The following is a 21,570-nucleotide window of genomic DNA, read 5'->3' on the forward strand; positions in this document are numbered from 1 at the left end:
GTATGGCGGTTGGGGCACATTTTTTTCAGTAGATTTACCGTAATTTAGTCTCAGCTTGAGTAACTTGCACTACAAATTACCAAGTATTACAGCGAATGCTGTCGACATTTTTAGCCGATATTTGGCTTATTACTAAGCGCATTTTTGAATTGAGTTCGAGTGAACTCTATTGGAGAAAGTTGTGGAATTTCTACTTTTTTGCCTAATTTTTATTGCTTGTTTCTTGGTTGCCTTTAAACCTCACAAACAAAAAATGGCGCATATTTTTTTGGCTCTGAGCATTTTAATGAGCATGGGGATTTGGTTGATCGCCACTTGGGGCATGTTAGTGCCTGCCGGTAACTTGTGAGAACACTATGATGAATGAATTAACAGTAAACAGAATTATATCGTTAGCGGCATTAGCGCTAATCGCTTTACCAGTAGGTATCGCTTGTATCATCTTGGGCTTTGCCATGGGTGACACCCCTTGTATTCTTTGTTGGCAAGAGCGCACCGCTATGGTGCTGGTCTCGCTAATCGCGATTTTTATCATGCGTTACGGCTTAAAGCCAAAGTATATTGGTGCACTGATTATTACTGCGGTATACGGCTTGTGGGCAGGTTATCGTCATAGTTCAGCGCATATTCTTCGTGATATTGGCCAAGGTTTTGGCCCAGCGATTTTTGGCGTTCACACCTATGTATGGGTGATTGTGGTCTTTGCGATTATCTTATTGTTTGCTGGCGTATTAATGCTGCTACAAGGCGACAAGCTAGTAGAGAAAAGTGATAGCAGTGAATGGAGCTTACTGAACAAGGTAACGGTTAACGTGTTCCTAGTCATTATTGGCTTCAACATAGTACAAGCCTTTACGCAAACAGGCCCATTCCCGTATATCGGTCAAAGCGACCCAGTGCGCATGACCTTTGATTCAGAGAAAACCATTTGGTCTACAGCTAACTGGCCAACGCTTTCTAAGCTGTCAGCGCGTGGTGCTTACTCAATCGAGAAGCCTGATTTTGCAACCATGACTCAAAATGATGCGACTAAAGTTGCGACAAGCGACGAGCTTCAATTGCTTAAAAGCGTTGAGCTACCAAGTGACATCTTCGGCTTAGCAACGGGTATGAGCTACAACCCTCAAAGCAAGCTATACGCAGTAGTGACTAGCAATAATTGGGTTTATTTCTTAGATGACACGCTGACAACTATTTTAGCAAAAGTGCAGATTGATGCTGCTTTCTCTGCTGAGATCTCTAACCTTGCGGGTGTGACTTTCGACGGTGAAACCTCAGTATTAGTAACAGCAGATCACAAGAGTTTCGTACGCGTTGAGTACGACCCAAGTGTGAAGTTTGATGATACTTATGGTCGCTTTATCGAAGGCACTGATGGCGTGCGTGAGCTAAAGCGTAGCCGCTTTGCGACTGTGCGTGCTAAGTACAACTACGTTGCTAACGTGGGTTGGGACGCGAACACTCAAGAGTACTTAATGGTGACTCTGCCTGATACTAAGCGTAATAACTTTGTGGTTTCGCGTTTAAGCGGCAAAGATTACGAGCTTAACAGTGAAGCGATTATTAGCATTGACGCTGAGCAATACCCGAATGTAACCGGTATTAGCGTGGCAGACGATAAAGCTTACTTACTTAGCCATTCTGGTCAGCAAATGTTAACCATGGACTTGACTTCAAATACCGTTGTTACAGCTAGCGATATTGCGGGTCTAAATAACCCACAAGCAATGACAGTTGTTAATGGTGAGTTTGCAGTATTAGATGCGACAGAAGCTAACAACCGAGTTAACTTCTACCAAGTTCAGCACTAATAATTTAACGCAATGTAATAAATTGCTTTAATAATACAAAGCCCTTAATTAATCGTTAAGGGCTTTTTTAATGCTTTAAGCCTACTGGTGGCATGCAAAGGTGATCTATCAGGCTGGTGATTGGCCATCGAGAATACAAATCCTATGCAATAGCTCACAAGCTGATTAAGTTTGAGAATACTAATTTAGCCTAATTGGTATAATTGCTAAAAATCTCTGCTAGTTGTCAATAAACGGCAATAGAGCACCCTCAATTAACATCGCTAATAACATTAAAGGTAGTGACCAATGAAGCGGATTTTATCCATTCAATCCCATGTGGTATTTGGCTGCGCTGGAAACAGCAGTGCTGTATTCCCAATGCGTCGTCTAGGTATGGAGGTTTGGCCAATTAATACGGTGCAGTTCTCTAACCATACGCAGTACGCACAAGGATGGGCTGGAATGATTATGCCAGCGGGTCAGATCACTGAGTTGGTGCAAGGGTTAGATAATATTGGCAAGCTGCAAACCTGCGATGCCTTATTAAGTGGTTATTTGGGCAGTGCAGAGCAAGGCGCTGAAATTGCAGACGCAGTGAAAAAGATGAAAGCACTAAACCCTAATGCTATCTACTTTTGCGATCCGGTAATGGGCCATCCAGAAAAGGGCTGTATTGTGTCGCCGGGCGTGCAGGAGTTTCTTAAAAACCAAGCCTTAGCTGAAGCTGACATCATAGCGCCTAATTTATTAGAATTAGAAACACTCACCGATACAAAGCTGCATAATCTGGATGAAGTGATTGATGCTTGTGAGAGTTTGCTAGCCAAAGGCCTTAAGATGGTGGTGGTTAAGCATCTTGCAAAAGCGGCAACCTGCAAAGAGCAGTTTGAGATGTTGCTGGTGATAAAAGGCGGCAGCTACCTAGTATCGCGTCCTTTGTATGAGTTTGAAAAGCAACCGGTAGGCGTTGGCGACCTAATCAGTGGATTGATGTTGGCTAACTTGCAGGCGGGCTTTAGCCCTGTAGCTGCATTTGAGCGCACTAATGCCTCCGTTGATGCCGTGCTATTGGAGACCTTTAATCAAGGCGCTTATGAGCTGCAATTAATCGCTGCTCAAGATGCGATAGCATCACCGACAATTAAGCAGCAGGCCAAAAAAGTTAGCTAGTGGTTTTATGCTAATTTGTTGCTAAATACATTTTGCGAGTCATGCTGAAAAGCCCTGTCGCTATCATAGCTTCAGGGCTTTTGCTTTTTGATTAATGGCTTTTAGTTGATAGCTGAATGCAAACCACACCTAAGCTTGCCATGAGAGTTACCTGTGTCCAGCCTTCTGTAAGCATTGTTTAAGGATGTAGATACTTAATCAGCCTCTGCATCCTGCAGCCATTTTATACTGATTGGTTTTAAGCGTAAGTGATATTTTTATTGGTTGTTTGTAATAGGGTTGGCAGTTGGCGCAATCGTGCCGCTGCCGGAGAGCTTGCGCCATAACCATTCGAGTGGACCTTGATTAAAATACTTCAGATACACACTAGCAAGGAGCAACTGTATGGCTGAAAAACCAATGGCAATAGCCACATAGCCTGGTCTATCTAAGGTTAATAGTAGCGAAGGTGCGAAGTATCTAAATAATAGAGACATCACAATTGATTGCAGAATGTATAAGCTCAATGCTAAGCGGCCAACATTCTGCAATGGTGTGAGGATAGTTGCTCGGTTTTGGCATATCTTAACCAAAATGTGTATGTAGATTAATGCAGTGGGAAGCGCGCTGATCACGACTATCGCCGGGCTGAAACTTTGCAATAGCGCAGAGTTAGACAAGCTACAAAGACCATCTATGGCAGAAAGCAGTAGTGCAGTAATCATTAAGCGTAACAGCTGCTTGCGGCTAAAGCCTTGCTCAAACATCCCCTCTCGATACAGGTATACACCTAATAACATTAGTCCCGATGCAAACCACATTATTGTTAAAGGTGTTGTGACGGCAATGGCTAAGAATAAAATAACTTGTTCAATTAACTGGCTTAAATAAGGGCCTGTCCATAGTTGGTATTGAAACTCTGCTGCGGCGCTCTCTCGAAGCGGGAAAGGCTCTGAGAGAAATACTGTCATAAGGATTAAACTGATTAAGCCAATGGCCCAAAATAGACCGGCTCTGCGGAGTATTTTTTGCTGTGTCAGTGAAATATAGCAAAGGGTTAATAAGCCACTGACGCCGTAAGTAAACAAAATGTCGCCAAACCAAATGAAAGTGGCATGTAAAGCACCGAATAGTATCAGCCACTTAAGCCGTGACTTCATCTGGTTAGCTTGGTTTGAGTTGAGTTTTTTCTCTGACTGAATGGCTAATCCTGCGCCAAAAAGTATCGCAAATAAACTCAAAAACCGTCCTTCAATAAAAAAGCTATTGAAGATATCAATTGCCGAGTCATACCACGGAGTTATTGGGTGGTTTGAGTAACCAGAATAGCCGTTGCCGAAGGAGTAGATATTGATAAACAAAATACCAAGTACTGCTAGACCACGAATGGCATCAAGATTGGCGTTACGGGTTGTTGAGCTTGTAGAAGGTGACGCTGACGTGGCTTGAGCGTGTTTTTGTGTCGACAGTTCCATGTTGACCCTTTGAATTTCCTATTTTGCCGAAGCTTATCAACATAAACACATAATTTGAACACAGTAGAAATGAATCTTATTCACTAGCATACTTCGTGTTAAAACAAGTTCCTAGGTCCTAGAACCTTTCTTTGCCTTTCCTACCTTTTCCGTAAGTGACGTAGTCACGTTCCCTAGGCTGTAGCCCGTTCGGCTATTACCGTCTCAGCTTTAAAAGAAGACCCTAGATCCTAGGGCGCTGCGCTTCGAGGACGGGCTGCGCCCTGCTAGGAACAGCAAAAGAAAAAACTGTACCAGCGTCTTTGTTAGCTTTTCGGCTTTCTGTAGGTCGGCATTTATGCCGACAAATTCTTTATAAAAACCAAGCTCGATGGGCTAAAGCCCAACCTACAGAAAAATATGCTTTTCCGTCTTAGCTTTAAAACAAGGTACGAGGTTCTAGGACGCTGAGCTTCGAGGACGGGCTGCGCCCTACTAGGAACATGTGCTCTTTCTTAGCTCCCCGCTTTCCCTGCTTTAGCCCATCTTTCCGTAAGCGCAGCGTTCCGTAAGTGACGCAGTCACGTTCCCTAGGCCGTAAGCCGTTTGTCTTAGCTCTTTCTAGGGCCTAGGCCCTTCTATTCCTAGAACCTTCTATCAATGTCCAATCCTATCCAGGTGCTGAATCAAGTACATGCGCGCTTCAACTGGCGTTTCGCTGTGCCAGAACCCGCCTAAATAAGCGATGAGTGGCAATAGAAACATGATGGTGAGTAGCATGATGGATAGACCACGGGCTGACAGCTTCCAGCCATTACGGGTACTAAATTGCAGCGCCTCTTTCTTAGGGCAAGCGGATACGCAGCGCATGCAGGCTTGGCATTCGTCTGAGCGAATATTGATTTGGCTATGCACCGAAATATTAGCAGGGCAAGCGCGGCTACACTTATCGCAACTCATGCCTTTGGTGTCGATTAAGCAATGCTGAGTGTTACGGCGAATTTTAAAGGGACTTAAGAAGCTTAATAGCCCTAATAGTGCGCCATAAGGGCAGATGTAGCGGCAAAAACCTTGTCTACGCCACGCTGCGATGCCCAGAATAAAGCCGAAACAGATTAAGGTAACGAGCCCTGGTGTGATAAAAAATAGCGCCATCTTGAGATCGGCAATCTTGTGGTAGTTACTGTTTAAGTAGCTCGGAATACTCTGGCTCGGCATGCCAATAATGATATATAACAAGGCCAGTAGCAGCAGGTATTTGACCATGCGTAGTGGCCAATCTATCCAGGCTGGTGGCAATAGCTCCTGCTTAACAAAACGCTTTCTAAGTTTATAGAGGTACTCTCCAGCTAATCCAAGTGGGCAGGCCCAGCCGCAAAAGGCGCGTTTACACAGCAGGCCAGTGAGTAAAACCACTGTGAGCATAACGGCTGCGGCGGGGTGGTTTTGGTCCCAAATACCTAGGCTTAAAATTGCTTTGATTTCGATACCACCGGCAATCGGTAAGAAAGCATCACCCACATCAGGTCGCATTAGCCAAGGCGTGATCCCCGACTTTAACAATGCAGCATTAACGGCAAACTGCGCGCCAACTAGCAACATGGATAAGGCAAGCAGGTGTTGCACGCCTTCTCTTAGGTTGTTGGCCCTGATATGCCCCTTGGCGACCTCAGGCTGGAATTTTGTAACTAAGCCTGTGATAACAAAGGCAATGGCCAATGCAGCGATGAGTGGCCAATACAGGCTGGAAATAATGGCTCCTGCCGCTAGCATGCCTGATGCTAGCGCGCCCCACTTCTTGCCACTCCAATAGATAAGACTGACGCTGTAGGTTAGTGCTAAGGCAAGGGTTAAGGATTCGATGAAGCTCATAAATAATATCGGCAATAATATGATTGATACTATTGTGAAACTTTTTATAAAGAGAAGTTCTTAATTGGTTTGTAGCTTGTGGGGAAGATCTAAGTTTTGTAAGTAGAGTGTCGAAAAAACCGCACTAGTTCACAAGTTTGGTTCCTAAGTCTTTAGGCTTAGGAACCACACTTTAGTCACAGCTTATTTGCTTTCTAATGAAGCAATAAACTTATTCGACTCGTCGATAGACGTGTTCATCTCTTTAATTAAGCCTGAGATATCTGTCTGTAGACTGGCGAACTCACCTTTGATCGCACCAATGGCTTGTGCATTTAGGTTATGCTTTAAATACAACATGTTGTCTTTCATTGCGACCAGCACTGGCTCCATTTTACTTTCGGCGCGGCGCATGCTTTTAACCAGCTGATTATATGAGCGGCGAGTCTCTTTTAACTTTGACTCACTGTTACGTCGCAGACTGGCTTTGCTGATCTCGCCAATCTCGGTTTGCCATTCATCAAATAGCGCCTCAGCAACATCTTCTACCTTGTCGATGCGATTGGTAACATCATCAGCCGCATCTTGAGCAGACTCATATTCGTCTTTAGCCTTATTGTAAGCCCCCTCTAAGTCACCACCGTCATGATTAAGCAGCGCCTGCATCTCTTCGAGTGCAGAGCTAAATTGCTCCTGTGCCTCAACCTGAGACTCTTTGGCATCTTCTACGCGGTCAACCATGATATCGCGCTTGTGATAACCTACTTTCTCCATTGCACCATAATAGGCGCTCTGGCAGCCACCAAGTAGCAAGCTAGTGCTAATAATGGCCGTGGTGATTAGTTTTTTCATCTTGTGTGTTTCCCAAGTTAGGTTAGTTACTCTGAGCGATATCTTGCTGCGTCGATAATGCTCCATAGGTGAGCAATGCCACCAATGATGGCTGGAAAAATTAGCCACCACATGGCATAACCGACAACGGCAACAACACAAAAAATCAGTGCGGCCAAAATACGCCCTTGAACTAACTGTCCAAGACCTGGGAAAAAAAAGCTCGCAATTGCGGCAATAACATTGCCAGCAGATCCTTGTTGAGACATCAATTCAATCCTTATGCTTGTAAAGAGAAGGTTATAAGCTTTATTGTACCAAGATAATGATTCGCAGATCATTTATCCTCTAATAGATTAAGACCAACTTTAACAGAATCAAGAGTAACACGTGAAAAATAAGATAGTGATAAATCAGCTACGTTCTTTTTTACTGAGTATTTGGGCATTTTTTTTGCACCTACTTAGTCGTTTTAAAGAGGACCAGGTCAATATCAAGGCTGGCCATTTGGCCTATGTCACCCTATTGTCATTGGTGCCTATTGTGGCGGTCATGTTTTCTATGTTGTCGGCGTTTCCAGTCTTTTCTGGCATTCGAGAACAGCTAGAAGGTTTTGTTTACGACAACTTTCTGCCAGCAGCAGGCGATACGGTGCAGCTCTATATTAATGAGTTTGTCGACAATGCCTCAAAAGGCACCACAGTGGGCGTGGCCGCCTTAGTGGTAGTAGCATTGTTGTTGATATCGGCGATTGATAAGGCGCTTAATAGTATTTGGCGTACCAAAGAAAAACGCCAAGTCGCAGTGTCTTTTTCTATGTATTGGATGGTGCTGACCTTAGGTCCGGTATTAGTTGGTGCTAGCCTTGTGGCAACTTCCTACATAGTGTCATTAAAAGTATTTAATAGTTCAGAGTTGTCGGGTGTTGTGCCATTGCTGGTAGAACGGTTGCCGATGTTGTTTTCTGTTGCGGCCTTCTTACTCTTGTACATGGTCGTGCCAAACAAGAAGGTGAAGTTTTTACACGCATTACTTGGTGCGCTCGTCGCTGCAATGCTATTTGAGCTAGGCAAGAAAGGCTTCGCATACTACGTGACCCAATTTCCAAGCTATGAGGCGATTTACGGTGCCTTGGCAACGATCCCGATCTTGTTTGTTTGGGTCTACGTCTCTTGGGTGATCGTACTGGTTGGCGCCGAGATCACTGCAGGCCTACCTGAGTATTTACAGGAGTGTAAACTTAGCCGTGAAAAGCTGTTGGCAGAAGCAGAAGCAGAAGAAACAGAAATTGAAAGTCCCACTATAGACCCCAAATCTGCCAAACATGAGACCCAAGATAAGGAAACCAGGAGTTAATGCTCAATGCGCGACCTAAAGCGCTTAGTCAAACCTGGTTAGATGTCGGTGATGGGCATCAGCTATATGTGGCGCAGTATGGAAATCCCAATGGGCTTGCTGTGTTGTATCTACATGGTGGGCCAGGAACGGGGTGCAGCACTGAAGATTTAACCTTATTCGATTTATCGATTTACCATGTCATTTTACTCGATCAGCGTGGAGCTGGGCGTTCGCGTCCTCGTGGAGAGCTTCAGCATAATAACTTTCACAAGCTACTGGCCGATATTGAGCAAGTACGTTGTTGGCTCAATATTCAGCAATGGAGGTTGGCTGGCGGATCATTTGGCGCAACCTTAGCCCTGTTATATTCGGCTTGTTATCCCAGTCGAGTGATCTCACAAGTGCTATGGGGGCTGTTTATTCCTAACCCTGCAGGTATTGAATGGCTGTATGGTGACAGTGGTGCGGCGCGATTGTTTAAAGATGATTACCGTGCTTTTACTAAGGGCGTAGACAAGCGGCCAGAGTTAAGCGAGTTATTTACTCATTTTAGATCAAGGTTAGAGGATGACTGTGTGGATATTCGCCAAGATGCTGCTCAAGGTTGGCTTAGCTGGGAGATGGCTTTAGCCTATCCCGCCTGTATGGCGAGTGAGATAAATGCCCCCTTCAGTCAGTCTCTAGCAAGCATTGAGCTTTATTATGTAGCTAATGATTACTTTGGCGCATTTGAAAAACTCATCGTTAACTTACCCCTGATCCAGTGCCAAACATATGTCTTGCAAGGTGAAATGGATTGGGTTTGTCCTTTTAAAGTGTTACAAAATTTCTTTAAAGGCAGAACAAGTCAGTTGATTAGCGTGACTGAGATTAAAGGTGGGTATCACGCTTTGGCCGATGTTAAGATGGCAAAAGCAGTCATACACGCGATAAAGGAAATGACCGAACAATAAAAAGGAAATATAGACTCTATGAAAAAACAGATCCTTACGGGCTTAACCATGAGCTTAATGATGGGCTTAACAGCCTGTGCTTCAACTGAAAAAACTGAAGACGTTGAGGTTGCGGTTAGGGCCCCAGATAGTGTTGAGTTAGGGGGCTTATCAAATGAAGAAGCCACGACTAAATTGCTTGAAGCACTATTAAATAAAAGCTATTTAGCTTCACGAGCAGGCCCAGGTGGAGTCGCAGTTCAATTTGATAATACCCAATTTATTCTGCAGCCTAGTATCAACCCAGACGGTATCGATCGCATCATGATGAACCGTTTTTATGCTATCCACCCTAAATATGTGGGCAGTAAAGAGATGCTGTTGATGATTGGTTCGTTAAACCAAAAACTTAACTTTGCTAAGTTTGTTATTCGTGACCAAGGTGCAGTCATTCAGGTACAAGGCGCGGCAACCTTTGTCGACACCATTTCTATGGAAGAGATCCGTCGTTTCATCCTTTGGATTGATGAAGGGCTACGTCAAGTCGCCGAGTCATTACCTGAAGGGGCGGAAGATGTGATTAAGCCAATCCCTGTGATGCAAAATGTTCAGTCGATTTAAGTAAACAAGGTTCTAGGTTCTAGGTTCTAGGAAAAGCAGGGAAAGCTAAGACGATAATAGCCGAACGGCCTGCGGCCTAGGGAACGTGACTACGTCACTTACGGAACGCTGCGCTTACAGAAAAGATGGCAAAGGTTGAGACGGGAAAGCCGGAAAAGCATGCTCTCTTCTGTAGGTTGGGCTTTAGCCCATCAATTTTGGTTTTTGCTGCTCCTAGTAGGGCGCAGCCCGTCCTCGCAGCGCAGCGTTCTAGAACCTAGGTCCTTCTTTTAAAGCTAAGACGAACGGCCTGCGGCCTAGGGAACGTGACTACGTCACTTACGGAACGCTGCGCTTACAGAAAAGATGGCAAAGGCTGAGACGGAAAAGCATGTCTCTTTTGTAGGTTGGGCTTTAGCCCATCAATTTTGGTTTTTGCTGTTCCTAGCAGGGCGAAGCCCGTCCTCGCAGCGAAGTGTCCTAGAACCTAGGTCCTTCTTTTAATTTTTAATTTTTTATCGGAGATTGTGTACGTGATTGCCTTAATTCAACGTGTGAGTGAAGCAAAAGTTGTCGTTGATGGCGCGACTATCGGTGAGATAGATAGAGGCCTGTTGGTGTTACTCGGTGTTGAGCGTGAAGATAACATTGAGAAGATGCAAAAGTTGGCCACCAAGGTGATGAGTTACCGTGTGTTCGCCGATGAGAATGGCAAGATGAACCTCAATCTTGAGCAAGCGGGTGGCAGTCTGCTAGTCGTGTCGCAATTCACACTCGCTGCTGATACCGGCCGTGGCTTGCGCCCGAGTTTTTCAGGGGCTGGTACGCCAGATCAAGCCCGAGAACTGTATGAGGCGTTTGTCGATTTCTGTAAATCAAAGGGCGTGAATACCCAGACCGGTCAGTTTGCCGCAGACATGAAAGTGTCATTAGTTAACGACGGCCCGGTAACCTTTAACCTGCAGGTCTAGCGCTTTGGCTCACAGCAGAGTAGATCTTTTAATGCCCCGCCGTTAATCACATTCTTTAATTCATTGGCCGTTAAAATATCGCAGCCCTTTTGGGCGCGAATGCCCGCTCCGCAATACAGCACAAACACTTGCTGACGATTTTCAAGCTTGTGCAGCCAAGTCTCTAAAGTATCCAGTGGCACGTTTATCGCCTGTGGCAGATGGCCGCCAGCAAACTCTTGCGGCGAGCGCACATCAATTACTGTTGCGCCGTCTTCAATTAATTGCCAGCATTGACTGCCAGCGGGTTTGGTCGATAACTTTGAAATTTGAGTGTTTAACATATCCACCTCTCTTTATTATGCTTAAAACTTAAGCTGATATTTAAACCTTTAATTAGATTAATTTCAATAAGTTTTTTCTAATGCTTGATTTGTGATGGTTAACGATTTATGGCTAGAGCAGGGAAACTAACGATGAAAATCAGCTATACAAAGGACCTAGGTTCTAGGATGCTGCGCTTTAAAACAAGGACCTAGGTTCTAAACGCTGCGCTGCGAGGGCGGGCTAAAGCCCTGCAAGGAAAAGCCAAAGCCAAAAGAACCACCTTTGCCATTTCTTAGTTTTAAAACAAGGTACGAGATCCTAGGGCGCTGCGAGGACGGGCTACGCCCTACTAGGAACAGCAAAAGCAAACGTCTTTGTTAGCTTTTTCCATCTTTTTCGCAAGGCCGTAGGCCGTTCGTCTTTGCTTTAAAGATCTTAGAACCTGCTTTCCCTAGGACCTTTCTTAGCCTTCCCTAGGTACTAGGCCCTATGCCCTAGTACCTTCTATTCCTAGAACCTATCCCTTAAAACGCTTAAAGATCAGCGAAGTATTGATGCCACCAAAGGCGAAGTTATTACTCATCACGTAATCTGTTTCAAGATGGCGAATGTCATCTCTAATGTAATCTAGCTCGCCGCACTCAGGGTCGATATCTGTCAGGTTTAGCGTCGGTGCAAACCAGCCCTCGTTCATCATCTCTATGCTCACCCAAGCTTCTAACGCGCCGCAAGCACCCAGTGTATGGCCGGTATAACTTTTAAGTGATGAGATAGGCTGCTTCGCGCCAAACACCGCATTAGTGGCTTGTGTTTCAGCAATATCGCCACGATCGGTAGCGGTGCCGTGAGCATTGACATAACCAATGCTCTCAGCTTCGATGGCGGCATCTTTAAGCGCTAAACGGATAGCCGTTTCCATGGTGCCAGCATTAGGCTGAGTCACGTGCAATCCATCAGAGTTGGTGCCAAAGCCCACGATTTCGGCGTAGATTTTTGCGCCGCGAGCCTTAGCATGCTCAAGCTCTTCAAGCACTAAAGTACAGGCGCCTTCGCCTATTACAAGGCCGTCTCGTCCTTTATCGAACGGTCGCGGCGTCTCGGTTGGAGTTTCATTTTTTGTACTGGTTGCAAATAGCGTGTCGAAGACGACGGCTTCTGTCGGGCAAAGCTCTTCACCGCCGCCAGCAAGCATTAGATCTTGTTGGCCATATTTAATCGCTTCATAGGCATAACCAATACCTTGGCTGCCAGAGGTACAGGCGCTGCTGGTGGTGTGCACGCGGCCTTTGAGGCCAAAGAATACGCCGACGTTTACCGCTGTTGTGTGTGCCATCATGCGGATATAGCTAGTGGCCGTTACGCCAGACATATCGCCATCTTTTAGCATATCTCCGAACGCGATGATTGGATCGGTACTGCCCGTCGATGAACCATAAGCGATGCCCATAGCGCCAGAGATAATGACAGGATCATTAAGTAAGTTTGCATCAATCAGTGCAAGTTCACTGGCGCGAGTGGCCATTATCGATACCCGTCCCATAGAGCGGATCATTTTACGCTTGTAGTGGCTTGGCACTTCAAAGTCAGTGATCGGTGCGGCCAAGCGGGTATGCAGATCTTCAAATCTGTCCCATTCGTCCATACGTACCACACAATTTTTCTGCGCTTTTAAGCTCATGGCAATACTCGGCCAGTCATGGCCTAGCGCCGAAATACCGCCAATACCTGTGATCACGACGCGGCGTGGAAAAGCTGGCCGGCTCATATCATGCCTCCGTTGACCGAAATCACCTGGCGAGTCACGTAGGCCGCCTCATCAGACATTAAATAGTTCGCAAGCCCTGCAATCTCTGCAGGTTTTCCCATACGGCGCATCGGTACTAGGTTGTTGACCATCTCTTTTGGAATGTCGCTGACCATGTCAGTTTCGATTAAACCGGGAGCGATGCAGTTGACGGTAATTTTTCGTTTAGCGAGCTCGAGTGACAACGCCTTAGTTGCGCCGATAATGCCCGCTTTTGAGGCGCTATAGTTTACCTGGCCGCGATTGCCCGCAATGCCAGATACTGACGCTAGGGTGATGATACGTCCGCCTTGACGGCCTTGTACCATCGGCATCACCGTTGGATGAATAACATTGTAGAACCCATCGAGGTTGGTATGCACTACTCTGTCCCACTCCGATTCTGTCATTGCAGGAAAAGCGGTGTCGGCATTAATGCCTGCATTGAGGATTACGCCATAATAAGCGCCGTGCTCGATATCTTGCTCGATAGCCTGCTTAACCGCGGCTCTGTCGGCGATATCAAACTGCAAGCAAGTGACCTTGCTCCCCAGTTGTTCGAGTTCTGATTTAGTGGCATCGGCTGCTGCTTGGTTGCTATGAAAGTGCATCGCAATATCAAAGCCAGAGGCGGCTAATCTTAGGGCGATCGCTTTGCCTATTCCGCGGCTTGAACCGGTAATTAATACTCGTTTTGTCATCTTGCTACTCCCTGCGCCGTCGTCTTATTGTGTGTCACATACTTAATGTGTGGGCGAACAGCGGCTGTACTTTGTATTTAGTGTCGGTGTCGTATTTACTGTTATATTCAGTGTTGTATTGACTCAGCCACATGAGGTTCAGTGCGTCGACTCGGCAATATAGGCCTGAGTATCCTGAGGTTGAAACACGTTGACGTTGGCTTCTGCGACAACCACTTGCTTATGTAAGATTTGGCAATCAAAAACCGCTAGTCCTGACTCTTCTTGATATAGACGAGTAACACGTGTTTGGTAGCTTTGCCCCGCATCAAACTGAGAGATATGCATCTTAAGCTTACGGCTACCGAGCAGGAATCCTACGCGAATGATGTCGTCACGCAGATGGGCCTCAACCCCCGCTAAAGCGGCAATACTTTGGGCCATATACTCAATGCCGACATAGTTGGGCACGCCATTCAAGTGGCTATCGAAATAGGGACTATTTGCTGAAATATCCGTTTGTGTTAACAAGCTATCATGGCTGTGATTCAGCAGCTGGTTGATTAAGATCATCGGCTGACGATGGGGGATGAACTCCGCGACATCGAGATCTGCAAGTTTTGTAGCATCAAACATCTTGATTTATCTCTGTTGAATCTTTGCCTAATGAGCCTGTATTTAATGGCTCGGGTGCCTGGCCCGCGAGTGAGTGGCTTGGTGCCACACGACTGAAGATCAGGCTGGCATTACTGCCACCAAAGGCAAATGAATTACTCATTACATGGCTTATATTGCTCTGCATACCTTTGCTTACCAGAGGTAGCGCTGGATCATTTGGATCTTGTTGCTTATCCCACACCTGTGGCGGTAAATATTGCTGCTTATTGTAATCACTGAGCAGCAGATAACAAAATGCGGCTTCAATTGCGCCCGCCGCCCCTAAGGTGTGTCCGGTAAGGGGCTTGGTAGAGCTTGCTGCAGGTAAGGCTTGGCCAAAGACCTGATGTACTGCACGGCTTTCCATGGCGTCATTTTTCGGCGTTGCGGTGCCATGTAAGTTGAGGTAATTAATCTGTTCTGGCCCAAGGCTTGCCATGATTAATGCCGCTTGCATCGCAGCTATTGCACCGCGGCCTTCAGGATGTGGCGCCGAGATATGGTGAGCATCGCTAGACTCGCCAATGCCGCTGACTATGATAGCCGTATTGTCTTGTGATATTTTTTCTAGCGTTGCCTTCTCTAGCGTAAAGAGCGCTCCGCCTTCACCGATATTAATACCATCGCGATTAGCGCTAAAAGGTTGGCAGTGTCCGCTAGAAATAGACTCCAGTGAATAAAATCCATTAAGTGTGAGCTTACAAAGAGTATCGATACCGCCGACAATGACCATGTCGCAAACATCGGCGTCGATAAGACGCTTAGCGCTGGCAAAAACCTTAGCGCTAGAAGAGCAGGCGGTAGAAACGGTAAAGCAGGGACCCGTCAACTCAAAGTAGGCTTGTAGAAATTGACTGGTATCGCCTAATTCTTGCTTAGCGTAATCATAATCTTTAGGAAACTCGCCAGCACTATGGTGTTCAGCAAGGGCTGACTCGCCGGTGGCTATTCCCGATGTGCTTGTACCGATAACGATACCGATGCGCTGCCGACCATATTGTGCTTTAGCTTGGCTAACGGCTGCTTCTATCTGCCGTGCAATCAATAAGGTGAGTTGATTATTGCGAGTATCAAATCGGCGTAACTCGTCGGGGAGTTCGGGGAGCTTAATACTGACCTGGCCAACGAGCACGGGGCGCTCAAACAAGAGGTCATCTCGCCACTGCATGCCGCTGGTATTGCCAGCAACCAGGTTGTCGAGCACAGCCTGAGGTGTTTGCCCTAGAGGGGTGCATAAACCTAAATGGGTTATTGCTATTGGCATTGCTGAATTCACTTAAATTCCCACTAAATTTGGTTTATATCGGGCTGATGGCGAGCGTAAAGTTAGCCGCATCAATGCTGAGCTGAACCTGGGCCTGCCACTTGTCTTCGCTGCCCTGACTGAAATCACTATAGCGGATAGCGATTATCGGCTGTTCGGCATTAGGCGTCTGTTTAGTTTCATTTCCAGCTTCATTTTTAGCAAAAAACAGTCCACGACACAAAGCGACATCACAGGCATAGGGGCGAATTTGGGCTCCCTGTAAATGGCGGTTTACGCTGCTGTCTGGCCAGTAAATAAGTTGCATGATAGCCAGTAGGTATTCAGCGTTAAATTGATCGCCGAGTAGCTGGCTTTGCTCACTCACAAGAGTGTAGTCATCATAGGTCAGTGTAAAAAGCGCTTGCCCTAGTGGCGCCAGACCAACCAGAGTTAATTGCTGTTGATCGAGCTCTAACTGACTTAACAGTTCATGTTGGCTAGCTTGAGTCTTGATAGTGACCTTTTGGGCAATGCTAATTGCGGGTAGAGTCGCTGTTTGCTCTGAGAGCATCCTTTGCTCAGCAACTGGCGCAAGGCAATAATTCACATCTTGCGCCAGTTCGACACAAGTTTGTCGCTGTAACGTTTGACTGCAAGCTGTGAGTAGTACAGAGCCCAGGGCGAGCAAGATGATGTGTTGGCTTAATCTCGACATAGTTCGACAACCATATTTAACCGACGTTTAGACTCGCTAACGAATGGGTTTTTTTCATCCCAAGCGTAACCAGCAAGAATAGAGCAGATCATCTGCTTGATTTTAGGATCTGGACTGTCGAAGAAGATCGCATCTTGAAAACTACAGTCATACCAAGCTTCGACATAGGTTCTAAAGGTATCGACCCCTTTCATTAACGGTTTGGCATACTCTTGCTGCCAGTCGACGTGCTCGCCATCGAGTTGTTTGCACAGGGTTGCAGCTGCCATGGAAGCTGATTGCATGGCGATCGTAACTCCAGATGAAAATACCGGATCGAGAAACTCGCCTGCATTACCGAGTAGGGCGAATTGGTCGGTAGCCAGTGTTTTCACGTTAGCCGAGTAGCCTTTGAGCAGGCCTGAATCATTGATGAGTTCGGCATTTTGTAGCAGCTTTTTCAGTCCCGGCTCTTGAGCTATCATGGTGTTAAGAACGGTATCTAAGTTGCCGCCAATACTGTTATTACTGCTGTTAATACTGTCATCAGCAAAGCCGCCAAGAGCAGCAATCAGTTGGGGCTCACCCACTACGCCCACAGAGCAACGACCATCGCTAAAAGGAATGAGCCAGTACCAGATATCCTGGTTGTCTGGATGGACACTAATAAGGATCTTATTTCGATCGAAATTCGGATCAGTAATATTGTCTCTAACATGATTAAACACAGCACTGCGGGTGGGTAAACTAGATGGTTTCTCTAAGTCCAGCAACCTGGGTAGTACTCGGCCAAAGCCGCTGGCATCGAGTACAAATTTTGCTTTGATGGTTTGTATTTGGCCTTTATCGTTGCTCACTTCAAGGCTGGGCTCAGCGCTTAAATCTATCGACTCGACCGTGTGGCCGAAACGGATAGTAACGCCCTGTTTAACCGCTTCATCAGCGAGTAACTTATCGAATGTGGCACGTTCAACCTGGAACGTGGTGCCCGGGCCTTGAGTAAACTTATCGGTAAAGTCAAACGTGGTGTATTTGTGTTGATGTCTAAAGGCGGCACCATTTTTAAATTGAAACCCTGCCTGATTAACGGCTTCGAGCATATTAGCTTGCTCGATAACCTGCATGCAGCACGGCAGTAAGCTTTCACCGATAGAGAAACGTGGAAAGTGCTGCTTCTCAAGCACGAGTACTTTTTTACCTTGGGCGTGTAATAGGCTCGCAGCAATGCTACCAGATGGCCCGGCGCCAATAATGGCGACATCGACCGTTTGGGTTTCGCATCGAACCCACTCATCCTGAACTACTTTATCAGTCGACATTAACGGTCTTCCTTGTGAAATTTTGAATAAAAGGCGAAAGCAAAAAGGTAAAACTAATCCCCAGTAACAGGGTTAAGCCAAACGCGTTTATCGCTGGTGTTTGACTAAAGGCGAGCAGACCAAAGGCCAGTAAGGTTGATACCGCTGACATTAATACGGCCATCATCACGCCGCGAGTTTGCTGTTTAGACTCAGCAAAAAATAGGCTGTAATCAACACCAATACCAAAGACTAAGATCAGAGCCAGAGCATGAAACAGGGTCAGCGGATTTTGCAGCATGCCTAAGCAGGCTAGGGTTAAAAGCGCAGACAAGGCTGGTACGGCGACCACCACTGCGGCGAGTTTTCGGCCAAACCTAAAGGTGAATATGATGCCCGCCGCGATTAAGGCGATGAGCAGTAACATTAAGGTGAGCTGACGGTAATGCCCCATCACGGTCGATATGTCGCCAACCTTATCGATCAGCTGTACATGGTGCAGCTCATTAAATAACGCGGCAAATGTATCGAGCTGCTTGATTCCACCGAGTAACACGATAGCCCCGTAGCCAGTTTCGTCTAAATGATTTGTTGGTGATAACCAAAGCGGTTTAAAGCTGGCACCCGCTTGATGGCTCAAGAAATTATCGGCGCTGATAACGTCTGTTTTGGCCGTTTGGTAGGCTTTAATCAGCGCCGGTTTAATCTGGGGATCTAAGCCTAAGCTCGCAATAATCTCATCTAAGTGTTCAAGGTAGACTTGCCCTTGCAGACGATAGTTAAGCGCTTGTTCTGCTTGGCTTGGCAAGAATTTACTTAGGCTTAAATGGTTACCGATTAACTTATCTTTCTCGGCCTGTTTTAAGACGGGCTCAAGTTTCGCCAGCTGTTGTTTTACCTGCTCTTCGGTTTTGCCTGAGACTAATAGGAATTGGTTATCGGTACCGCCACTTAGTAAGGTACGAAGTTTATTTTCCTCTGCCTGAATATCACTCGGGGTGTGCTGTAACTGACGGATATCGTCATTGCTAGTTAGCTGCAATAGACCCACTAAGATAAAGGCTGTCGTGCCAAGCGTTAGCAGTAATTGCGACTTAAGGCTTTTAGGTGTGAATCGTGCCAGCATAAAGTGTTGATAGCGACTGGCCACATCGAGTGCTTGGCTGGCATCTTTTAATGGCTGAGCGGCGAGAGTTGGGTAGGCGAGCACTAAGGTTAAATAAGCGCCAGTCAGCCCCGCTGCGCAGAAAATGGCGACCTGTTGCATACCGGGAAAAGGTGCTAGCCCCATGGCGCCGTAGGCGATAACACTGGTTAGCAAGGCAAGCGTGATAGCCGCAAAGATTTTTTTGATGACCTTCTCGCTACTGTCATTGGGATGGTTTAAGCGCTCGCAATAATAGTGAAAGCAATAGTCGATAGAGATGCCAATTAGACTGGTGCCAAACACTAATGTGAGTAGGTGCAGTTCACCAAACATGAGTGCTGTGGTGACCACGGCAAACAGTAAGCTGGTACTCACAGTAACCACCGCAATAGAGAGTGGCATGAAAGAGCGAAATGCTAACCACACTAGGCTTACGACCCCGATAAGCGATAACAAGCCGATGCTTGAAACCTCTTGTTTAGCATTGTCGGTCGCTGCAGCAGCATGAAATAAAGCGCCAGCCTTAATGATGTCTACATCTGCAAAATGCGATGTAACGGCATTAAAGGCGAGGTTAAGATCGCTAAGTTGTAGCTGTTGAGCGTTAGGATTAAAGGCACTGTCCTTACCTTTAGCCATCACGATGGCGGCAAAACGAGGTCGTGGAACACTCGCCGATGGCGCTATAGTGGCAACCAATACCCCCTGTTTCACGGTTAACTGTTGTGAAGGAGCAAGAGCAAGCAAAGAATCTGGATACAGGAGCAAAGGATCGCGGCTAAGCAGTTCGCTATTGGCATAACTAAACGCATTGTATAGCTTTTCTAGTGCAGCCTGGCTCAGTTGTTGCCATTGACCTTGCTGTAAGCTTTGTTGCTGCTTGTCGGTTAATAGCTGGAATCTGTGCTTAAAATAATACTGATTAAGGGCATCAATCTGAGCCATATCGGCACTACTGATATCAATAAATGCAGCTTGGTTTGGGCTCGTTTGTTTAAGCGTTTGCATCGCTAGCTTTGCCGCTGCGATGGCGGTGTGTTCATTATCGCTGATAAGCCCCAAATAGACGCGGTTAGCCAGCTGCTGCTCAACTTGTGCCATTGCTCTTTGGGTCATCGGGCTTTCGCTGACTTTAGGCAGCATGGCCAAAATATCACTTTGTACGCGAGCGCCGCTTTGCCACAGGGTAAAGCCAGTTACTACGGAGACTAGGATTAATGCCAGCCACAGTATAAATCGTAACTTGGCGGTCTTTTGGCTTAATAAGGCGTTAAGGCTTGGTTTCATTATGGCTGAGCACTCTTAGACTCAGGCTCGAAACGCGATTTGTCTTGCTGACTTAGTGGGCTTTCATCCAGTGATGAAAACTCGATCTGGCTGCGATCGCCATTAGCGCTATATAGCACTAACGTTTGGATCTGTTGCTTACCAGCGAGCAGCATTTTAGGCATGGCTTTGGCAAGTAAAGGATCAAGCGGCTTAAGCCCTAACTGCCACTGCGGGTTTAGCTCATGACTAGTATCAGTTGCTGTAGTTGCACGTTTTAGGCTTAATTCAAAGTGCTGCTCAAGAGCATTAATGTCACCACTTAACAGGGCATTGAGTAGTGTCGGCATGATATCACTCATACCTCCACCCGCTTGCTGCGGGTTATTAACGCTAATATTCCCTTGGCTGTCTATCTGAATCAGCTGCTTATCTTTTAAGATCAATGTGCTAGCAAAAGGACTGTTTTGCTGCCAAATCACCCCAAGGCTTTTAGAGAAAACAAATTCGCCTTGGCTTACCAAAGGTTTTTTTAGCACCTTTAAATAACGGTATTGAGTGAACTTCCCTTTAGCGTGCTCGCTAGGAGATAGTTGTTTACTCAAGCTGAGCAAATCCGCCTTGTTTGCAGGAAATTGAAATAGCTCTGTATAGCTAGATTGGCTGTTATCAGGCTCGGCGTAGCTAGTGCTACTCACTAATGATGAGAGTAGTAAGAGGAACAGAGTGCATACTAAGCGCAATAAGTACTTCATTGGCGCAGCTCTATTTTGTTACTGGTTTCTGCTGAAATTAAATGCGCTATTTTCTGCTGAAAGACTTCTGGTGTGACAAAGCATAACTCTTGGGTCTGCATATCGACGGCGGCCTGAATGGTGTAGCCCTTAGTGATGCGCTTACCTGTTAGAGCATCAAGCACTTGATAGTTGATCTTAATGCGGTGTTCCCATTCAACCAGCGCAGCTTTGACGATGACCGTCTGCTCAAACGTACTCGATTGCACGTACTTTATCTGCACATCAACAATTGGCCAGCTAAACCCAGAGTCTTGCATAGCGCGGTAGCCGTAACCGATTTTATCCAGTAGCTTGCAGCGTACTAGCTCAAAGTAACGCAGGTAGTTACCATGCCAGGTGATCCCCATTGAGTCCACGTCGTGAAACGGGATTTCGACTTCCATCTCTGCGTGTAAAATGCCCTTCATTGGGAAACTCCAAGTGAAACTGTTCGAACAGATAAGCCATGCCAACAGTAATAGCCCATCGAGTCCACGTCGTGAAACGGGATTTCGACTTCCATCTCTGCGTGTAAAATGCCCTTCATTGGGAAACTCCAAGTGAAACTGTTCGTACAGATAAGCCATGCCAACAGTAATAGCCCATCGAGTCCACGTCGTGAAATGGGATTTCGACTTCCATCTCTGCGTGTAAAATGCCCTTCATTAGCGCTTCCCTCGGCTGATATTCTGAGCAGTGATAAGCAAAGAGTTGCCATGCCAACAGTAATAGCCCATCGAGTCCACGTCGTGAAACGGGATTTCGACTTCCATCTCTGCGTGTAAAATGCCCTTCATT

At 46.3% G+C, this 21,570-nt stretch carries 20 protein-coding genes and 1 pseudogene; 6 read left to right on the forward strand and 15 right to left on the reverse strand.

Annotated elements, in window-relative coordinates:
* Window positions 1-356: 356 nt before the first annotated feature.
* Window positions 357-1,811 carry a disulfide bond formation protein B gene (locus tag ACVBIO_RS07780; RefSeq protein WP_447158899.1) on the forward strand — a complete coding sequence of 485 codons (1,455 nt, stop codon included), beginning with the start codon at window positions 357-359 and terminating at the stop codon, window positions 1,809-1,811.
* A 288-nt stretch (window positions 1,812-2,099) separates the two neighbouring features.
* Complete coding sequence (gene pdxY / locus ACVBIO_RS07785) at window positions 2,100-2,963, forward strand: pyridoxal kinase PdxY (protein WP_447158898.1); 864 nt, start codon at window positions 2,100-2,102, stop codon at window positions 2,961-2,963.
* Between the two features lie 257 nt (window positions 2,964-3,220).
* Here pdxY and ACVBIO_RS07790 read toward each other — a convergent pair whose 3' ends face one another.
* The 4 genes from ACVBIO_RS07790 to ACVBIO_RS07805 all read right to left on the reverse strand — a co-directional run bounded on the left by ACVBIO_RS07790 (window position 3,221) and on the right by ACVBIO_RS07805 (window position 7,347).
* Window positions 3,221-4,417: a DUF418 domain-containing protein gene (locus tag ACVBIO_RS07790; RefSeq protein WP_447158897.1), complete on the reverse strand. Its 1,197-nt coding sequence runs from the start codon at window positions 4,415-4,417 to the stop codon at window positions 3,221-3,223.
* Between the two features lie 636 nt (window positions 4,418-5,053).
* Window positions 5,054-6,268 carry a 4Fe-4S binding protein gene (locus tag ACVBIO_RS07795; RefSeq protein ID WP_447172339.1) on the reverse strand — a complete coding sequence of 405 codons (1,215 nt, stop codon included), beginning with the start codon at window positions 6,266-6,268 and terminating at the stop codon, window positions 5,054-5,056.
* Between the two features lie 183 nt (window positions 6,269-6,451).
* A complete protein-coding gene (locus ACVBIO_RS07800) occupies window positions 6,452-7,099 on the reverse strand; it encodes a DUF2959 domain-containing protein (RefSeq protein ID WP_447158895.1) in 648 nt (215 codons plus the stop codon).
* Window positions 7,100-7,125: 26 nt separating this feature from the next.
* Window positions 7,126-7,347: a hypothetical protein gene (locus tag ACVBIO_RS07805; protein ID WP_447158894.1), complete on the reverse strand. Its 222-nt coding sequence runs from the start codon at window positions 7,345-7,347 to the stop codon at window positions 7,126-7,128.
* A gap of 121 nt (window positions 7,348-7,468) precedes the next feature.
* Here ACVBIO_RS07805 and ACVBIO_RS07810 point away from each other — a divergent pair, with 121 nt between their 5' ends.
* The 4 genes from ACVBIO_RS07810 (at window position 7,469) to dtd (ending at window position 10,919) form a co-directional block, all read left to right on the forward strand.
* Window positions 7,469-8,434 (forward strand): virulence factor BrkB family protein, encoded by a 966-nt coding sequence (locus ACVBIO_RS07810; RefSeq protein WP_447172340.1) that lies wholly within the window; start codon window positions 7,469-7,471, stop codon window positions 8,432-8,434.
* A complete protein-coding gene (locus tag ACVBIO_RS07815; protein WP_447172341.1) occupies window positions 8,434-9,369 on the forward strand; it encodes an alpha/beta fold hydrolase in 936 nt (311 codons plus the stop codon). Before ACVBIO_RS07810 ends, ACVBIO_RS07815 begins: the two co-directional genes overlap by 1 nt.
* 18 nt (window positions 9,370-9,387) lie before the next feature.
* Window positions 9,388-9,969, forward strand: a complete 582-nt coding sequence (locus ACVBIO_RS07820; protein WP_447163490.1) for a hypothetical protein — start codon at window positions 9,388-9,390, stop codon at window positions 9,967-9,969.
* A gap of 512 nt (window positions 9,970-10,481) precedes the next feature.
* Window positions 10,482-10,919 carry a D-aminoacyl-tRNA deacylase gene (gene dtd / locus ACVBIO_RS07825; RefSeq protein ID WP_447161796.1) on the forward strand — a complete coding sequence of 146 codons (438 nt, stop codon included), beginning with the start codon at window positions 10,482-10,484 and terminating at the stop codon, window positions 10,917-10,919.
* Here dtd and ACVBIO_RS07830 read toward each other — a convergent pair.
* The 11 genes and pseudogenes from ACVBIO_RS07830 to ACVBIO_RS07880 all read right to left on the reverse strand — a co-directional run.
* Window positions 10,916-11,242 (reverse strand): rhodanese-like domain-containing protein, encoded by a 327-nt coding sequence (locus ACVBIO_RS07830; RefSeq protein WP_447161795.1) that lies wholly within the window; start codon window positions 11,240-11,242, stop codon window positions 10,916-10,918. The genes dtd and ACVBIO_RS07830 overlap by 4 nt on opposite strands.
* A 500-nt stretch (window positions 11,243-11,742) precedes the next feature.
* Entirely contained in the window at window positions 11,743-12,990 is a 1,248-nt protein-coding gene (locus ACVBIO_RS07835) for a beta-ketoacyl-ACP synthase (protein ID WP_447172342.1), read from the reverse strand.
* The gene (locus ACVBIO_RS07840) at window positions 12,987-13,709 is read right to left on the reverse strand and encodes a 3-ketoacyl-ACP reductase FabG2 (RefSeq protein ID WP_447172343.1); all 723 of its coding nucleotides are present in this window, start codon (window positions 13,707-13,709) and stop codon (window positions 12,987-12,989) included. The genes ACVBIO_RS07835 and ACVBIO_RS07840 overlap by 4 nt, the downstream gene beginning before the upstream one ends.
* Before the next feature lie 138 nt (window positions 13,710-13,847).
* Window positions 13,848-14,324, reverse strand: coding sequence for an ApeP family dehydratase (locus ACVBIO_RS07845; RefSeq protein WP_447161792.1), 477 nt, complete (start codon window positions 14,322-14,324; stop codon window positions 13,848-13,850).
* Window positions 14,317-15,609: a beta-ketoacyl-[acyl-carrier-protein] synthase family protein gene (locus ACVBIO_RS07850; RefSeq protein ID WP_447163524.1), complete on the reverse strand. Its 1,293-nt coding sequence runs from the start codon at window positions 15,607-15,609 to the stop codon at window positions 14,317-14,319. The genes ACVBIO_RS07845 and ACVBIO_RS07850 overlap by 8 nt, the downstream gene beginning before the upstream one ends.
* Window positions 15,610-15,643: 34 nt before the next feature.
* Window positions 15,644-16,306 (reverse strand): DUF3261 domain-containing protein, encoded by a 663-nt coding sequence (locus ACVBIO_RS07855; RefSeq protein ID WP_447172344.1) that lies wholly within the window; start codon window positions 16,304-16,306, stop codon window positions 15,644-15,646.
* Window positions 16,294-17,604, reverse strand: coding sequence for an NAD(P)/FAD-dependent oxidoreductase (locus ACVBIO_RS07860; RefSeq protein WP_447172345.1), 1,311 nt, complete (start codon window positions 17,602-17,604; stop codon window positions 16,294-16,296). The genes ACVBIO_RS07855 and ACVBIO_RS07860 overlap by 13 nt, the downstream gene beginning before the upstream one ends.
* Window positions 17,594-20,017, reverse strand: a complete 2,424-nt coding sequence (locus ACVBIO_RS07865) for an MMPL family transporter (protein WP_447172346.1) — start codon at window positions 20,015-20,017, stop codon at window positions 17,594-17,596. Before ACVBIO_RS07865 ends, ACVBIO_RS07860 begins: the two co-directional genes overlap by 11 nt.
* Window positions 20,017-20,751, reverse strand: coding sequence for a LolA family protein (locus tag ACVBIO_RS07870; protein ID WP_447172347.1), 735 nt, complete (start codon window positions 20,749-20,751; stop codon window positions 20,017-20,019). Before ACVBIO_RS07870 ends, ACVBIO_RS07865 begins: the two co-directional genes overlap by 1 nt.
* Window positions 20,748-21,200 carry an acyl-CoA thioesterase gene (locus ACVBIO_RS07875; RefSeq protein ID WP_447172348.1) on the reverse strand — a complete coding sequence of 151 codons (453 nt, stop codon included), beginning with the start codon at window positions 21,198-21,200 and terminating at the stop codon, window positions 20,748-20,750. Before ACVBIO_RS07875 ends, ACVBIO_RS07870 begins: the two co-directional genes overlap by 4 nt.
* 276 nt (window positions 21,201-21,476) lie before the next feature.
* Window positions 21,477-21,569: pseudogene (locus ACVBIO_RS07880) on the reverse strand (acyl-CoA thioesterase); the annotation flags it as partial.
* Window position 21,570 lies beyond the last annotated feature (1 nt).

Source organism: Shewanella sp. 0m-8, assembly GCF_052977265.1.

Excerpts from the sequence above, each read along its gene's own strand:
- ACVBIO_RS07800 (WP_447158895.1), bottom strand. The coding sequence starts at position 7,099 with ATGAAAAAACTAATCACCACGGCCATTATTAGCACTAGCTTGCTACTT.
- ACVBIO_RS07840 (WP_447172343.1), bottom strand. The coding sequence starts at position 13,709 with ATGACAAAACGAGTATTAATTACCGGTTCAAGCCGCGGAATAGGCAAA.
- ACVBIO_RS07820 (WP_447163490.1), top strand. The coding sequence starts at position 9,388 with ATGAAAAAACAGATCCTTACGGGCTTAACCATGAGCTTAATGATGGGC.
- ACVBIO_RS07870 (WP_447172347.1), bottom strand. The coding sequence starts at position 20,751 with ATGAAGTACTTATTGCGCTTAGTATGCACTCTGTTCCTCTTACTACTC.
- ACVBIO_RS07805 (WP_447158894.1), bottom strand. The coding sequence starts at position 7,347 with ATGTCTCAACAAGGATCTGCTGGCAATGTTATTGCCGCAATTGCGAGC.
- pdxY (WP_447158898.1), top strand. The coding sequence starts at position 2,100 with ATGAAGCGGATTTTATCCATTCAATCCCATGTGGTATTTGGCTGCGCT.
- ACVBIO_RS07845 (WP_447161792.1), bottom strand. The coding sequence starts at position 14,324 with ATGTTTGATGCTACAAAACTTGCAGATCTCGATGTCGCGGAGTTCATC.
- ACVBIO_RS07830 (WP_447161795.1), bottom strand. The coding sequence starts at position 11,242 with ATGTTAAACACTCAAATTTCAAAGTTATCGACCAAACCCGCTGGCAGT.
- ACVBIO_RS07835 (WP_447172342.1), bottom strand. The coding sequence starts at position 12,990 with ATGAGCCGGCCAGCTTTTCCACGCCGCGTCGTGATCACAGGTATTGGC.
- ACVBIO_RS07795 (WP_447172339.1), bottom strand. The coding sequence starts at position 6,268 with ATGAGCTTCATCGAATCCTTAACCCTTGCCTTAGCACTAACCTACAGC.
- ACVBIO_RS07860 (WP_447172345.1), bottom strand. The coding sequence starts at position 17,604 with ATGTCGACTGATAAAGTAGTTCAGGATGAGTGGGTTCGATGCGAAACC.
- ACVBIO_RS07850 (WP_447163524.1), bottom strand. The coding sequence starts at position 15,609 with ATGCCAATAGCAATAACCCATTTAGGTTTATGCACCCCTCTAGGGCAA.
- ACVBIO_RS07855 (WP_447172344.1), bottom strand. The coding sequence starts at position 16,306 with ATGTCGAGATTAAGCCAACACATCATCTTGCTCGCCCTGGGCTCTGTA.
- ACVBIO_RS07780 (WP_447158899.1), top strand. The coding sequence starts at position 357 with ATGATGAATGAATTAACAGTAAACAGAATTATATCGTTAGCGGCATTA.
- ACVBIO_RS07790 (WP_447158897.1), bottom strand. The coding sequence starts at position 4,417 with ATGGAACTGTCGACACAAAAACACGCTCAAGCCACGTCAGCGTCACCT.
- ACVBIO_RS07875 (WP_447172348.1), bottom strand. The coding sequence starts at position 21,200 with ATGAAGGGCATTTTACACGCAGAGATGGAAGTCGAAATCCCGTTTCAC.
- ACVBIO_RS07815 (WP_447172341.1), top strand. The coding sequence starts at position 8,434 with ATGCTCAATGCGCGACCTAAAGCGCTTAGTCAAACCTGGTTAGATGTC.
- ACVBIO_RS07865 (WP_447172346.1), bottom strand. The coding sequence starts at position 20,017 with ATGAAACCAAGCCTTAACGCCTTATTAAGCCAAAAGACCGCCAAGTTA.